The sequence below is a fragment of the Exiguobacterium sp. s80 genome, from assembly GCF_018618725.1.
Lineage (GTDB): Bacteria > Bacillota > Bacilli > Exiguobacteriales > Exiguobacteriaceae > Exiguobacterium_A > Exiguobacterium_A oxidotolerans.
The window spans coordinates 88,183-102,320 of sequence record NZ_JACSMP010000005.1 but is presented as its reverse complement, the minus strand read 5'-3'; the positions used below and the strand labels follow the sequence as shown (position 1 = coordinate 102,320).

Sequence of the window (14,138 nt, the reverse complement as noted above, 5' to 3'; positions counted from 1 at the left end):
AGAATTCTTGATTGCTTTTTGATATTTTTAACAGGAGTAAGCGATGAAGGAAGCTCTTATCTGCATAAGTATGAGTAGTTCAATAGAGGTGACTAGCTTATTGAGGAGGGACCTAGCATATGAATGTATTAGTTGTAGGTGCATCAGGTACAATCGGAGCTCGCGTCGTCAAGTCGCTTGCGAAAGGTCATCAAGTCACTGTCATCGTTCGACATAAGCATCTCGTCGATCGCTTCGAAAAACTCGGTGTCAAAGCACATTACGTCGACATTGAAACTGAGCTTGAAAAGGTCATTGATCTCGGGGTGGCAGGTCAAAATGCTGTGATTTGTGCAGCGACCGCGGGTGTCGATGGTGAAGCGACTGAAATTGAGTTGCTCGATCGAACGGTTGCTTTAAAAACGATTGATGCTGCGAAAAAGGCACGTGTCCGTCATTTTGTCCTCCTCAGTGCCTATGGCGCTGATCGACCAAATCAATTTAAAAAAGAAGTCTATCCATTCTATGCCGCAAAAAATGCGGCAGAAGAGCAAATTGAGCATAGTGGTTTGACGTATACAATCATTTGTCCGGTCAACATCGTTGACGGAGAAGGTCTTGGACTAATCGAAGCCGATGAGGATTTAAAAGATGTAAAAGATGCAACGATTTCTGAAATTGATGTCGCGTCGATTTTGGCGGCATCGGTCGATAATCGGGCACTTTTCAATCGACGTTTAGAGGTGAAACAAGGAAAAACGTCACTAAATGAAGCGCTTGGTGGAGACGAATCGTTTGAAAGCATTAAAGACAATCGTCGGGTTAAACAACAACTTCCTCGCTATAACTGACAGTAAAAAAGGATGTATATAAACGAGCATATCACTTCCGGGGAAAATGGAAGGGTATGCTCGTTTTTCATAGATTCAGAGGCTGATTCTGCTACACTAATAGAAAGAGGGAGTGGACAGCAGTTGAAAAAATATTTACTATACGTGATTGTCGGGTTAGCGATTAGTGGGATTGCATATAAAAGCTATGACGCCTATAAAGCACAACAGATTAAAGAATTTACTCAAGCGACGCAACAAGCGCAAGGCGGATTAGAGATTGGAATGAAGGCACCAAATCTCAAGCTGGAACAGGATGGAAAAATGGTGGAACTATCTGATTTGACGAATCGATTGATCGTAATCAATTTTTGGGCGACCTGGTGTCCACCATGTAAACAAGAAATACCTGAACTGAACGCTTTTTCTAAAGCGGTGGACGTGCCCGTCTATGGCATCAACGTGACGACATCCGAACGAAAGGTTTCAGATGTAGCCGATTTTCTGAAAGAGACTCCTGTTGATTACGGGGTGCTCTATGATACGCAGGGCCAATCAGAAAATGCTTATCGATTAGTCGCGATGCCGGCGACTTACGTCATTGATACGGATGGAGTCATCGTCGCAAAACACATTGGTCCTGTTACATCAAGTATGCTAAAAGAGATGGTAGGGAAAAAGGGAGGATGAGGGAATGGAGATTCACTGCCGCGACTGTTCTTATCACATCGTCGCTGAAATCGGTCAGCGGGAGGAATGGGGGGAATTCCCTTCGATGCTAACCTATGGACTAGAACAGTACAGAACAGCATTGCCTTTTTTATTCGTGCCGCCTTATCAGGAACCACTCATTAGCCGAGCGCACATCGATGATCAAAACCGGGCGATGTTAATTAAGAACTATCATGCACATATCGATGCAATTGAAGGCGGGTGGGTCCCGCATCAATACGATTTGTTTCAGTGTCCCTGTTGCGATACGATTTCAACACGCTTTTGGTGTGCACTCTTCATTCCTTCAGCTATCATCGAACCGATTCATCGCTGTGAACGAGATGAGACAGTACTACATCGAATTTCGATTGACGATTTGCACCAAGCGAAGTGTCCCGAATGTAGGCATCAATCCTTGTACGTAAGGAATGATTAAACGCGAAAAAGCCATTTAGAAGATGGAAAGACTGACGTGGGCAAGGACGCTCAAGTAGTCAATTCATTGTCTAAATGGCTTTTTAATTATCATCAACCCATTTGCCGAAAGGAAAACGTCTGAAAGGACGATTGGGATGTACTCGATGCATCAATTGAATACGTTGTACCATCAAAAAGTATTGTGTCACCTAATCGTGCCTCAGTCGGTAAATAGCGGCGAGGGATAAAACTTGAACCGTTCTCCCAGAGAAGAACAGCATATTTACCATCAAGCCGTTCAAGCGTACCACGTTTGATCATATTGGACTCCTCCTACAATTACATCGAAGGCAACCATTTTAAAAGGGTTGCAGTATCTCTCTCTAGTTCTCTGTAATTTTAATCTTATGTTTGGTATATTCCCACTTCGTTTTATCTTTACACTTATTTATCTAAATTAGTCGAGAATCGCTTGAATATCCCTCTTTCACATATAGAAGTGAGAAAAAAGAGGCATACCATTCGACTTATGAATGGTATGCCTTACTGATAATAGATTTACGTCACGCGACACTCTTCGTGACTTGTTTTTTTGTCGGTCGTGTAAAGGCGAAGATGAAAGTGAAGAGGGGAGATAAAATTAAGAAAAAGGCAAATGGCACATACGATGTGACGGGCACACCGAGTGTCGAGGCAAAGAATGCCCCGGATACACCCCAAGGAATCAAAGGATTAACAAGTGTGCCGCCATCTTCAAGCGCACGGGATAAAAACCGTGGGTCAATTGACCGTTCTTCAAAAATTTTCTTGAAGGCTTGTCCCGGTAATAAAATAGACAAGTATTGTTCACCTGCCATGAAGTTAACGCCGATTGCAGCAAGTGCAGCAGACGAGATGATACTCCCGTCACGTTGCAGTTTCGAAACGGTTTTTTCGATAATGACATCGATGACTCCGATACCACGTAAAACACCGCCGAACGCTAACGCGAGCATGACGAGGGAGACGGACCACATCATTGATTGGATGCCACCTTTACTAATGATGCTCGCAACCGTTTCATTCGTTGTTTCGAGCTTGAGACCATTTTGGATGACAGACATCCATTGCGCGATGTTCCAATTTCCTTGAACGAGACCTGTGAGTAATAATCCGCTTAAAACGCCTGCAATCAATGTTGGAATGACTGGCATCTTCCGAATAGCGAGCACCATCACGAGAAGCGGAGAAAGCAATGTCCAAGGAGATAAGCGGAAAAGGCTGTCGAGTGCTTGTTGTGTTGCTCCAATCGCTTCTGAATCAATTGATCCTTCACCTCGTCCAAAAATAAGGAAGAGAACAAATGTGATCGCGATAGCGGGGATTGTTGTTCCCATCATAAAACGAATATGATCAAAAACAGAGACGTTGACGATACCTGGTGCGAAATTCGTCGTATCCGATAAAGGAGACATTTTATCTCCAAAACAAGCACCGCTTATGATTGCACCTGCAGCAAGGGCGGGATTGACACCAAGGACGACGGCGATTCCCATCAAGGCGACACCGACCGTACCAATTGTAGTAAATGAACTGCCTGTAAAGGTCGAAACGATCATCGCGATGATTAAAGCGGTTGGCGCGAACCAGGTCGCAGATAATGTCGACAAGCCATAATGGAGCAAGGTTGGAACGGCACCATTCATCATCCAGACGGCGATTGTCATGCCGACGAGTAACATGATTAAAATCGGTTTAATCGCTTCTCGAATACCGTTAATCATATGTTCTTCAAGTTGACTGAAAGGGAAGCGGCGATACACGGCATACCCTACAACAAAAATAAGACTGGCGAGTATAGCGAGATGTGGTTCGGCCTGTGCACCGAATAATGCGGACAATAAGATAATGATACTAATTCCTAGGATAGCTGCGGATTCACGAAAGGACATGCGCATGCTTCCACCTCCTTATATCTTTGTTACGTTTATGCTTGTTTGCTTTTATGTGTGAAAGTAATGAACAAATGCAATCTTATCGAAGATTCCTGACTGCGTCAACTAAGAAAGTTTTACAGCATGTAGACAAAGTAACATGGGGTGAAAAAAGCTTTTCCCTTTTTCGTTGCTTTCCTCAGGCGAGGGCAAGGCTGACCCTACGGACAACAAGCAGGGTCTTGTCTACATCTGGCAGGTCGTGTTAAAAACGTACTTTTTCCCGTAGGAATCAACGGAAAAGCGACGCTTTTTAGGCCGTAGCACAGGGAAAGGCAAACCGTACAGCCGTTTTAGAGCGCGCTCGGTCTTGAATCGCTTTAAATTGCGAAAGCAACTTTCCGCGATCCCCGGCAGCTTTGAAGACGAGGTGAGGCAAGGAAGCGTGAACGGACAGCATTTCCGTGTAGAATTTTTGCTTTTCATAAGAGTTTGTCTACATCCTGAGTTTTATTTAGAAATATAACCAGGAATACAAAAAAATGTGACGATTTTTTGTCGTAAACGCTTTCTTTTTTATAAAAAATCTTGCACAATAAGAAAGTAGTGATGTCGATTTTGTGAACAAGAGGAGGATACATATGTTTACAGCGATTTTTGTTGTTGTTATTGCTTTGATGGGGGCAAGCGTTTTTGGAATCGATCATCTCGTCGCACAACGTGCTGAAAAAAGATGAGAAACATGAACTAAAAAGACTTTGACCAGTTACATCTTACTGAAAGGTGTCATCGGTCAAAGTCTTTTTTTTGTTTATAAATTAATAAAAATACATTTGACAGTATAAATATACATATGTTTAAATCAGTTTATCATTATTAACGAAGGAGTATCCGACATGAAATGTACAATCATAGGTGCGACGGGATATACAGCAGTCGAATTGATACGAATGATTGAGCAACATCCCCATTTAGAAATCGTCTCTCTCGTGAGTGATTCGAAGGCAACTGAATCGATTACGGAAATATACACATTCATGAATAAAAAAAACTATTCCCTCTTACAGGAGTTCTCACTTTCCCATTTAGAGGAGGTTGGAACGGAACTCATTTTTTTGGCGACTCCAAGCGGAATTTCAAAACAGTACTTAGAGCAGCTGAGAGATTGGAAAGGGAAAGTCATCGATTTGAGCGGCGATTTACGTCTCGACCAAATATCATATGAACATTGGTACGAAAAACCAGCGGTCGAGCCAATGATTCAAGCAACAGCAACATACGGACTATCAGAATGGAACCGTGAAGCGATAAAAACGAGTCGTTTGATTGCCAATCCAGGGTGTTATGCGACGGCCGTACTCCTGGGTCTCCTACCATTTTTAAAAGAACAGGTCATCGAGCCGGTGCCGATTATCATTCATGCCAGTTCAGGGTTATCGGGAGCCGGGAAATCCTTTAGCGAACAGACACATCATGTGCGATCGAATGAAAACATGCGTCTGTATAAGATGAATCGCCATCAGCACATCCCCGAAATCGAATCGGTCATTCAAACCGTGACGGGGCAAGACGCCATCGTTTCGTTCGCGACACATTTAATTCCAATCAATCGCGGAATCATGGCGACGATGACATTGACTCCACGCATCAATAAATCGGAAACGCAATGGCGTGAGTGGCTCCATGCATTTTACGAGAACGAACCCTTCGTCCGAATTAACGGAAATGATCCGGAAATTAAATCGGTCGTCGGCAGTAACTACTGTGATTTGACGATATACGCTGACGCGAGAACAGGACATCTGACAGTCGTTTCAGTCATTGATAACATGCAAAAGGGTGCAGTCGGGCAAGCGATTCAAAATGCGAACTTGATGTGCGGATATGAGGAAGCACTCGGTTTGACCCAGCAACCATTATTCATTTAAAGGAGGAACGAACGTGTTGAACTTACAAACCGTGTCACCGTTGACGCTGACGACACCAAAAGGCTTTAAGGCGACAGGTATACATGTTGGACTCAAACGAAAACGGAAAGATTTAGGCTTGTTGGTATGTGAAGGAGGAGCGAGTGCGGCGGCTGTCTATACGACAAATCAAATGCAAGCAGCACCGATTATAGTGACAAAACAAGCGATGGAAGCCTCAGAGGGGCGTATTCATGCCATTTTAGTCAATAGCGGGAATGCTAACGCCTGCACCGGTGAATTAGGTTTGACCCATGCCTATACGTCGCAATACGCAATCGCGAATCACTTACAGATTAAACCGGAACAAGTCGCAATCGCATCGACCGGAATCATTGGTCAAACGTTGGCGATCGACACGTTAGTAGCTGGAGTCGATCAACTGGTGGCGAGTGAGGCGGAAGAAGAAGCGGATGCTTTTGCCCATGCGATTTTAACGACTGACACAGGTATCAAAACGGCCGGGTATCAATTTTTGATGAATGGAAGTGAAGTTTCGATTTGCGGTGTTGCGAAGGGGTCAGGAATGATTCATCCAAACATGGCGACGATGCTCGGATTTTTAACGACCGATGCGACCGTCGAACCAAACGTCCTGCAAACGATATTAAAACGCTCAATCGACCGGACGTTCAATTGCATTACGGTCGATGGTGATAGTTCAACCAATGACATGGTCATGATGTTAGCGAGTGGTGCGGCAAAAACGCCGACAATCATGCTTGATACGCAAGAAGCGGAGCAGTTTGAGCAGGCGGTCACGCATGTCTGTCAAGAACTTGCGAAGCTCATTGCACGAGACGGAGAGGGCGCAACGAAGTTGATTGAAGTAACGGTTCAAGGAACGGACGAAGAACGATTGGCACGAAAAATCGCCAAACAAATCGTTGGTTCTTCGCTCGTTAAAACCGCGATTTTCGGAGAAGACGCGAACTGGGGACGAATTGTAGCAGCAATCGGAAGCATCGATGAACCGATTGATGTCTCGAAAATTGATATTCGGATTGGTTCACAGTGGGTCTTACGACAGAGTATGCCGATTTTGTTCGATGAGACAATTGCTTCAAATGAACTTGCGGCGGATACGGTAGCGATTGAAATCGATTTAAATAGTGGGTCGGCCGTCGGACGTGCCTTCGGATGTGATTTGACGTACGACTATATCAAAATCAATGCGAGTTACCGAACATGAAACAACGAAAACTGATCAAACTCGGTGGGAGTATTTTTGAACAACTCGATTCCCGTTATTTTAAAGAATGGAAAGACTGGTGCGATGCTGGTCACGATTTAATCATCTTGCATGGTGGCGGCCCCGCTTTATCAGCTTATTGTGAAACCTTAGAAATCGAATCCGTCTTCCGGGAAGGCGTCCGTGTGACGACCGAGGAGGTCTTACTCGGGGCAGAACGTGTCCTCGGGGGCGAGGTTCAGTCAAAAATCGTTTATCAACTCAATCGATCAGACCTACCTGCAGTCGGATTGACGGGGATTGACGGTGCAAGCATTGGCGGAGAGCAACGACAAGGGTTAGGGGCAGTTGGTGATATTCGCTTCGTAGATAAAACCTTATTTGAAACGCTACTCGGCGCAGGCTATATTCCGGTCGTGACGTCGCTGATTACCGGTCCGTCCGGTGCGCTTAATAGCAATGGCGATACATGTGCGATTGCCGTCGCAAACGCACTCGATGTCGATGCGTTTGAGCTATTGACGGATGTCGAAGGAGTCCGGTTAGATGGTGCTTATCAAGCAGTCGTCACGCGAGAAATGTTGGAAGGCGGCATAAAGACAAATGAGATTCATGGTGGCATGATTCCGAAAGTAGAAGCGGTGATTGAAGCATCAAAACAAGGGATTCCAGACGTTCGGATTCGGTCCGGGAAATACGTGACGAGTCAGGGGACTCGCGTCAAGGAGGAAACAGATGAGCGCATTACTACCAACTTATCAACGTCATAATATCGAATTAGTCGAAGGGACGGGATCGTTCGTCAAAGATACGCAAGGCATCACGTATCTTGATTTTATGATGGGGATTGCCGTTTGCAACACGGGACATCGGCATCCTTACGTAGAGCAACGCCTCAAAGAACAACTTGGTCAGCTTTGGCATACGTCAAATTTATTTGAAAGCAGTAAACAGGAACGTGTCGCGACGCTACTGACGGAGAACAGTCACTTGAGTCATGCTTTCTTCTGTAACAGCGGAACAGAAGCGAATGAAGGTGCGTTTAAATTAATTCGCAAATGGACGCAAAAAACAGAAATCTTGTCATTCAGCCAATCGTTCCACGGGCGGACATTCGCGATGATGGGAGCAACAGGTCAAGAAAAAGTCAAAGAAGGGTTCGGTGAAATGGTAGCGGACTTTAAACACCTCGTGTTCAACGACTTAAGTAGTTTAGATGCCATCACGGAAAAAACGGGCGCCGTTTGGCTTGAAATCATACAAGGTGAAGGTGGTGTCATCGTCGCGGACGATGCTTGGTTGGAGGCGTTAATGAAACGGACAAAAGCGTATGGCGTCAAAATCGTCGTCGATGAGGTCCAAACGGGGATTGGGCGAACTGGATCACGTTTCGCTTTTGAACAGACGCCACTAAAACCAGATATCATTACAGTCGCGAAAGGGCTCGGAAGCGGTTTTCCGGTTGGAGCGATCATCACGACTGCGGAAGCGGCAACCATATTTACACCGGGGACACACGGCTCAACATTTGGCGGGAACCCGCTAGCAATGACAGCAGCGGAAGCGACACTCGACCTTCTCTTAACAAACGAGCTTTTACAAGAGGTGCAGGAGAAAGGAAATTACTTGATGAGAAGACTCGCAGCAGAGTTGCCTGAAACAAGTCTGCATAGTGTTCGAGGACGTGGTTTGATGATTGGAATTGAATTCGAACGACCGGTCGCTGGAATTGTCCAAGCGCTTCAACAAGTAGGGATGCTCGTCGTCAGTGCCGGACCACACGTAGTTCGTTTATTACCGTCTCTATTTGTGACACGACAGGAACTAGATCTTGCGCTAGAAAAAATAAAACAAGTCTGCCAACAGGAGGTCATGGTATGAACGGGATAGGTACATTAACGCTTGCAAATGGGACAACGTATTCAGGAGAGCTGGTCGGTACATCATCCGCTAAAGGAGAAGTCGTCTTTTTCACCGGTATGACCGGTTATCAAGAAGTATTGACGGACCCCTCTTACCGTGGACAAATCCTTGTTTTCACGTATCCGCTAATTGGGCAATACGGAATCGCCCATGATGAAGCAGAAAGTAATCAGATTCAAGTCGCGGGTGTCATTGTTCAAACGCTCGCACAAAACGGAGCACGAACGGATTTTGCCGACTGGTTAGCAGAAGCGGATATACCTGTTCTGACAGGAGTCGATACACGGGCGCTTGTCCATCAACTTCGATCATCTGGCGATCAAATGGGAAGTATTGAGGCAGACGCTCTACACGAGAAACGCCATCAGACAGGAATCGCATCCGTCTCCGTCAAAACGATGAAAACATATGAACTCGAGAATGCTGATGGACATATCGTTTGTCTGGATTATGGCGTCAAAAAATCGATGATTGAAGCTTTACTGGCACGGGGTATGCGCGTGACAGTTGTTCCATTCGATACAGAAGCGTCCGCCATCAAAAGATTGCAACCGGACGGGCTGTTGTTCTCGAATGGTCCTGGAAATCCGGATCAACTTGAACCATTTCTCTTAGAAATTAAACAGCTCGCGATGGATTATCCGACGCTCGGCATTTGTATGGGGCATCAAATCATCGCGAAAGCCTTCGGCTGCCAAATCACGAAACAACATCACGGGCACCGGGGGGCAAACCACCCCGTCCGTCACCTTGCTTCCGGTCGTGTTTTCATGACCTCGCAGAATCATGGGTACGTCGTTGAGGCAGAGAGTGTTGCGGCGTCAGAGCTAGTTACGGCATACGAACATATTAACGATGGTTCGATTGAAGGATTGATTCATCCATCGCAACCAATCATGACGGTGCAGTTTCACCCAGAAGCAAATCCGGGACCGACAGAAGCAATGGTCGTGTTTGATCAATTCGTCGCCTCGGTTTTATCACAGGAGGTAGCCCATGTTGGATAACAAAAAAGTCATGGTCATTGGATCGGGACCAATCGTCATTGGTCAGGCGGCGGAATTTGATTACTCCGGAACGCAAGCATGTCAAACACTTCGGGAAGCGGGCTGCGAGGTCATTCTCATGAATTCGAATCCGGCTACGATCATGACGGATCCGTCGACGGCGGATCAAGTATATATCGAAGCGATGACACTCGAAAAGGCGACAGAAATCATCGAACGAGAACGCCCGACGCATTTACTTGCGACCGTTGGAGGACAGACAGCTTTGAACCTGTCGCTCACGCTGGATGAAGCGGGCATCCTCGAGCAATATGGTGTTTCGCTGCTCGGAACATCGCTCGAAACGATTCGGGACGGAGAGGATCGTGAACGTTTCAAACAACGGATGATTGAATTACATCAACCACTCCCGGATAGTCAAACGATTGAAACGATTGAGGAACTGGAGAATTTCATGGAGGACCACGGTGTACCCCTTGTCATCCGTCCTGCATTCACATTAGGGGGAACCGGTGGTGGAATCGCGACGACGAAGGAAGAAGCACGTACGCTTGCGATGAACGGTCTGCAAGCAAGTCCGATTTCCCAGTGTTTGGTCGAAGTCAGTATCGCAGGTTACAAGGAAGTGGAATATGAAGTGATGCGTGATGCATACGATACGACGATTATCGTTTGTAACATGGAAAACATCGACCCAGTCGGTGTCCACACGGGTGACTCGGTTGTCTTTGCTCCAATCCAATCAATTTCTGATCGAATGAATCAACTTCTTCGGACCGAGGCACGTCGCATCGTTTCCGCACTCGGTGTGATCGGTGGTTGCAATATCCAATTCGCGATTCATCCGACAGAGCACCGGTATTTCGTCATCGAAGTCAACCCGCGTGTCAGTCGTTCTTCCGCCTTGGCCTCGAAGGCAACAGGGTATCCGATTGCAAAACTAGCGACACGTCTTGCGCTCGGTGAACGCTTGGATGACTGCATCAACCCTGTGACGAAAGAGACGATGGCGAGTTTTGAGCCGGCACTCGATTATATTACGGCGAAAGTACCATGTTTCCCATTTGATTTATTTTCAGGGTGTGACCGTGCGCTCGGAACACAGATGAAGGCGACCGGTGAAAGTATGGCAATGGGGAAAACGTTAGAAGAAGCACTGCAAAAAGCATGGCGTGGTGCAGGGGTCGAACAGGCACCACTCTATCCATCGTGGATGCGTGAGGCGACGAGTGAGCAGTTGTGGAAAGAAATCACGACTCCAACCGATTTACGGTTGTTGGCGATGCTCGCCTTGCTCGATCGTCAGGCGACGACGCAGGACGAACTAGCGGCACAGACAAGTATCCAACCGCTCTTTTTAGAACTGTTTGCTCGGTTGCTGACGATACGCGACTCGCTCGACCTGACGAAACCTGTTTCCATTCAACAAGCGAAACGGCACGGTTTTACCGATCAGCAGATTGCCGACATCACAGGTGTGGCAGCGGAAGATGTCCACGAACTGCGGATAGCGCATGACATTACTCCCGCCTTCCAAATGATTGACACGTGCGCAGCAGAATTCGTCAGTACGACTCCTTATTACTACGGAAGTTGGTCTGGGCGAACTGAAGTACAACCATCGAATCAACAAAAGGTCGCAGTCATCGGAGCGGGTCCGATTCGAATCGGACAAGGCATTGAATTCGATTACTGCTCCGTCCATGCGGTCCGCGCTTTACAACGTGCCGGGTACGAAACCATCATGATTAACAACAATCCGGAAACCGTTTCGACGGATTTCGAAGTGGCAGATCGCCTCTACGTTGAGCCGTTGACGATTGAGGATGTCGTTCATGTCTTAGAAGCAGAACAATGCCAAGATGTCCTTGTTCAGTTCGGCGGACAGACGGCAATCAGCTTAGCAGCCGATCTCGAAGCACGTGGGTATCAGTTATTAGGCACGACCTCAGACACGATTGATGCGATGGAAGACCGCCACCGGTTTTACGATTTTCTCGATCAATTAGACATCAAGCATATTCCGGGAGAGGAAGTCATGACAGTTGATGCATTGAAGAAAACTGTGATGGCACTTGGTTATCCTTTAATCGTTCGTCCATCGTATGTGATTGGCGGGAAAGGGATGCATATTTTAAACGACGACGCGATGTTAGAAGCGCTTTTACCATCGCTGACATTCCCCGTGCTCCTCGATGCTTACATCGCTGGTCAAGAGTTTGAAGTCGATTGTATTTCAGATGGGACGACGAGTTACGTTCCAATCATTATGGAACAAATTGAGGCGGCAGGCGTTCATTCAGGTGACTCGACGATGGTTCTTCCGCCAAAGTCAGCCTCAGCTCAGCTACAAAATGAAATCGAGCGGATCTCTAAAAAAATCGGTCAGCATCTCTCATACCGTGGAGCGTTCAATATTCAATTCGTCGTCACGGGACAACAGATCTATGTTCTAGAAATTAATCCTCGCGCGTCACGGACATTACCGATCGTCGCGAAGGTAACGGGACAACCGTTACTTGAATGGGCTGTAAAGGTAGCAATCGGTCAAAAAATCGAATTGCCGTCAGAGCGGATGGAACTCTCTTTCCATGCGGTCAAGACACCGGTCTTCTCGACGTTGAAACTGACACATGTCGATCCAAAAACGGGTCCGATCATGCGTTCGACCGGAGAAACGTTACAGTGGACAGAAAATGGTCATGCAAAGGAGCGTTTCTTATTCGATGAAACAACGAAACGTCACATGACCAAACCTGCGCATACGATTGCTGGTCACGGGACAGAAGCATGGGGACAAGCGACGCCGCTCGGAGATTTCCCTGTGTTTGACGAGTGTGTTGCCTTTTTTTCTTTCATTCCTGAAGAAAAAGGACTCCGGGAACAAGCCCTTGCAAAAGGCGTTCATGTCATTACTGAGCAACATCTAGCCGAATATTACGAAACGGTTCGTGATTGTGCATCGATTCCAGTCAAGCCGTTAAGCGAATGGATGATCAAGCAAAAGGAGTGGATGAAAGGATGAAGACGAAGCACAAGTTACAACATATGTTGACGCTGGAAGAATTGACGGCTGAAAGTTTAACAGAGCTACTTGAGCTTGCAAAAGCAGTCAAACAATCCCCAAGCGACTATCAAACGGCACTGGCGGGAAAAAAGGTTGCGCTCTTATTCGAAAAAGCATCGACACGGACGCGGATATCATTTGAAGTCGGTGTCGTCGAACTAGGCGGATACCCGGTCGTCCTAAGTGGTGCTGACATGCAAATCGGACGCGGAGAACCGTTAAGCGATACGATCAAAGTCATGAGTCGTTACGTAGATGCATTGATGATTCGGACGTTTGCCCATGAGACGGTCGAAACGCTTGCTACGCATGGAACGATTCCTATCATTAACGGCCTGACGGATCTACATCATCCGTGCCAAGTACTTGCAGATTTGCTGACGATTGAAGAACACTTAGGTTCTCGTCAAGGCAAGATTTTGACGTATATCGGTGACGGAAACAATATGGCACACTCCTTATTGCTCGGTGGAGCACTGAGTGGGATGGAAGTACGTATTTGTAGTCCGGATGCGTATGCGCCGAACGAAAAAATCGTTGCACAGGCGATAGAAATCGCGAAGGCGACAGGTGGAACAATCCAGCTCTTTACGGATCCCGTAGCAGCTGTAAAAGGTTCAGAAGTCATTTACAGTGATGTGTTTACGAGCATGGGGCAGGAGTCAGAGTCGATTGAGCGCCTGAATGCCTTTGCAGGCTATCAAGTGAACCTATCTTTGCTTCGCGAGGCAGCAGATGAAGTCATCTTCTTACATTGTTTGCCGGCACACCGTGGGGAAGAGGTGACGGCTGATGTCATCGATGGGACGCACTCCGTTGTGTTCGATCAAGCAGAAAACCGTCTTCATGCTCAAAAAGCACTGATGATTGAGCTGCTGGGCAAGTAAGTGACAGACGTTGGTTTGTTGCTTGAAAAATAAAATCAAAAAGGAATCATTCTTTCATGCGCTTTTCTCAGGGGAGGTGCCCTCTTGCCCTTTTCCTGTAGAAGTTGCGTGAAGCGAGTGTTTCCTTATCCTTTCTACAAGAGATGAGCTCCGTGTCCTAAATAAGCGGACGCCATGATTGAAAAGAATATGCATTGAAATGGCCGATGATCCCATGAGAAAAGGGAGTATCGGCCATTTGG

At 46.6% G+C, this 14,138-nt stretch carries 12 protein-coding genes; 10 read left to right on the top strand and 2 right to left on the bottom strand.

Annotated elements, in window-relative coordinates; genetic code table 11:
- The first annotated feature begins 119 nt into the window (after window positions 1–119).
- The 3 genes from KNP94_RS10725 to KNP94_RS10715 all read left to right on the top strand — a co-directional run bounded on the left by KNP94_RS10725 (window position 120) and on the right by KNP94_RS10715 (window position 1,959).
- Window positions 120–830 carry an NAD(P)H-binding protein gene (locus KNP94_RS10725; protein WP_029332690.1) on the top strand — a complete coding sequence of 237 codons (711 nt, stop codon included), beginning with the start codon at window positions 120–122 and terminating at the stop codon, window positions 828–830.
- 123 nt (window positions 831–953) lie between these two features.
- The gene (locus tag KNP94_RS10720) at window positions 954–1,499 is read left to right on the top strand and encodes a TlpA family protein disulfide reductase (protein ID WP_088836364.1); all 546 of its coding nucleotides are present in this window, start codon (window positions 954–956) and stop codon (window positions 1,497–1,499) included.
- A gap of 4 nt (window positions 1,500–1,503) precedes the next feature.
- Window positions 1,504–1,959, top strand: coding sequence for a hypothetical protein (locus tag KNP94_RS10715; RefSeq protein WP_088836365.1), 456 nt, complete (start codon window positions 1,504–1,506; stop codon window positions 1,957–1,959).
- Window positions 1,960–2,051: 92 nt separating this feature from the next.
- Here KNP94_RS10715 and KNP94_RS10710 read toward each other — a convergent pair whose 3' ends face one another.
- Window positions 2,052–2,261, bottom strand: coding sequence for a DUF3006 domain-containing protein (locus KNP94_RS10710; RefSeq protein ID WP_029332693.1), 210 nt, complete (start codon window positions 2,259–2,261; stop codon window positions 2,052–2,054).
- A 242-nt stretch (window positions 2,262–2,503) separates the two neighbouring features.
- Window positions 2,504–3,877 (bottom strand): Na+/H+ antiporter NhaC, encoded by a 1,374-nt coding sequence (nhaC, locus tag KNP94_RS10705; RefSeq protein ID WP_215115631.1) that lies wholly within the window; start codon window positions 3,875–3,877, stop codon window positions 2,504–2,506.
- Between the two features lie 872 nt (window positions 3,878–4,749).
- On the opposite strand from nhaC, the gene argC reads away from it, so the two are divergent.
- Genes argC through argF form a run of 7 tightly spaced genes read left to right on the top strand, consistent with a single transcriptional unit; the run spans window position 4,750 to window position 13,896 of the window.
- Window positions 4,750–5,781, top strand: a complete 1,032-nt coding sequence (gene argC, locus KNP94_RS10700) for an N-acetyl-gamma-glutamyl-phosphate reductase (RefSeq protein WP_088836367.1) — start codon at window positions 4,750–4,752, stop codon at window positions 5,779–5,781.
- 13 nt (window positions 5,782–5,794) lie between these two features.
- Window positions 5,795–7,012: a bifunctional glutamate N-acetyltransferase/amino-acid acetyltransferase ArgJ gene (gene argJ, locus KNP94_RS10695; protein ID WP_215115630.1), complete on the top strand. Its 1,218-nt coding sequence runs from the start codon at window positions 5,795–5,797 to the stop codon at window positions 7,010–7,012.
- On the top strand, window positions 7,009–7,782 hold the full coding sequence (gene argB, locus KNP94_RS10690; protein WP_214805437.1) for an acetylglutamate kinase: 774 nt from the start codon (window positions 7,009–7,011) through the stop codon (window positions 7,780–7,782). The genes argJ and argB overlap by 4 nt, the downstream gene beginning before the upstream one ends.
- Complete coding sequence (locus KNP94_RS10685; protein WP_214805439.1) at window positions 7,748–8,893, top strand: acetylornithine transaminase; 1,146 nt, start codon at window positions 7,748–7,750, stop codon at window positions 8,891–8,893. The genes argB and KNP94_RS10685 overlap by 35 nt, the downstream gene beginning before the upstream one ends.
- Window positions 8,890–9,942, top strand: a complete 1,053-nt coding sequence (locus tag KNP94_RS10680; protein ID WP_214770044.1) for a carbamoyl phosphate synthase small subunit — start codon at window positions 8,890–8,892, stop codon at window positions 9,940–9,942. The genes KNP94_RS10685 and KNP94_RS10680 overlap by 4 nt, the downstream gene beginning before the upstream one ends.
- On the top strand, window positions 9,932–12,967 hold the full coding sequence (gene carB / locus KNP94_RS10675) for a carbamoyl-phosphate synthase (glutamine-hydrolyzing) large subunit (protein ID WP_215115629.1): 3,036 nt from the start codon (window positions 9,932–9,934) through the stop codon (window positions 12,965–12,967). The genes KNP94_RS10680 and carB overlap by 11 nt, the downstream gene beginning before the upstream one ends.
- Entirely contained in the window at window positions 12,964–13,896 is a 933-nt protein-coding gene (gene argF / locus KNP94_RS10670) for an ornithine carbamoyltransferase (RefSeq protein ID WP_214805443.1), read from the top strand. Before carB ends, argF begins: the two co-directional genes overlap by 4 nt.
- The last annotated feature ends 242 nt before the right edge of the window (window positions 13,897–14,138 follow it).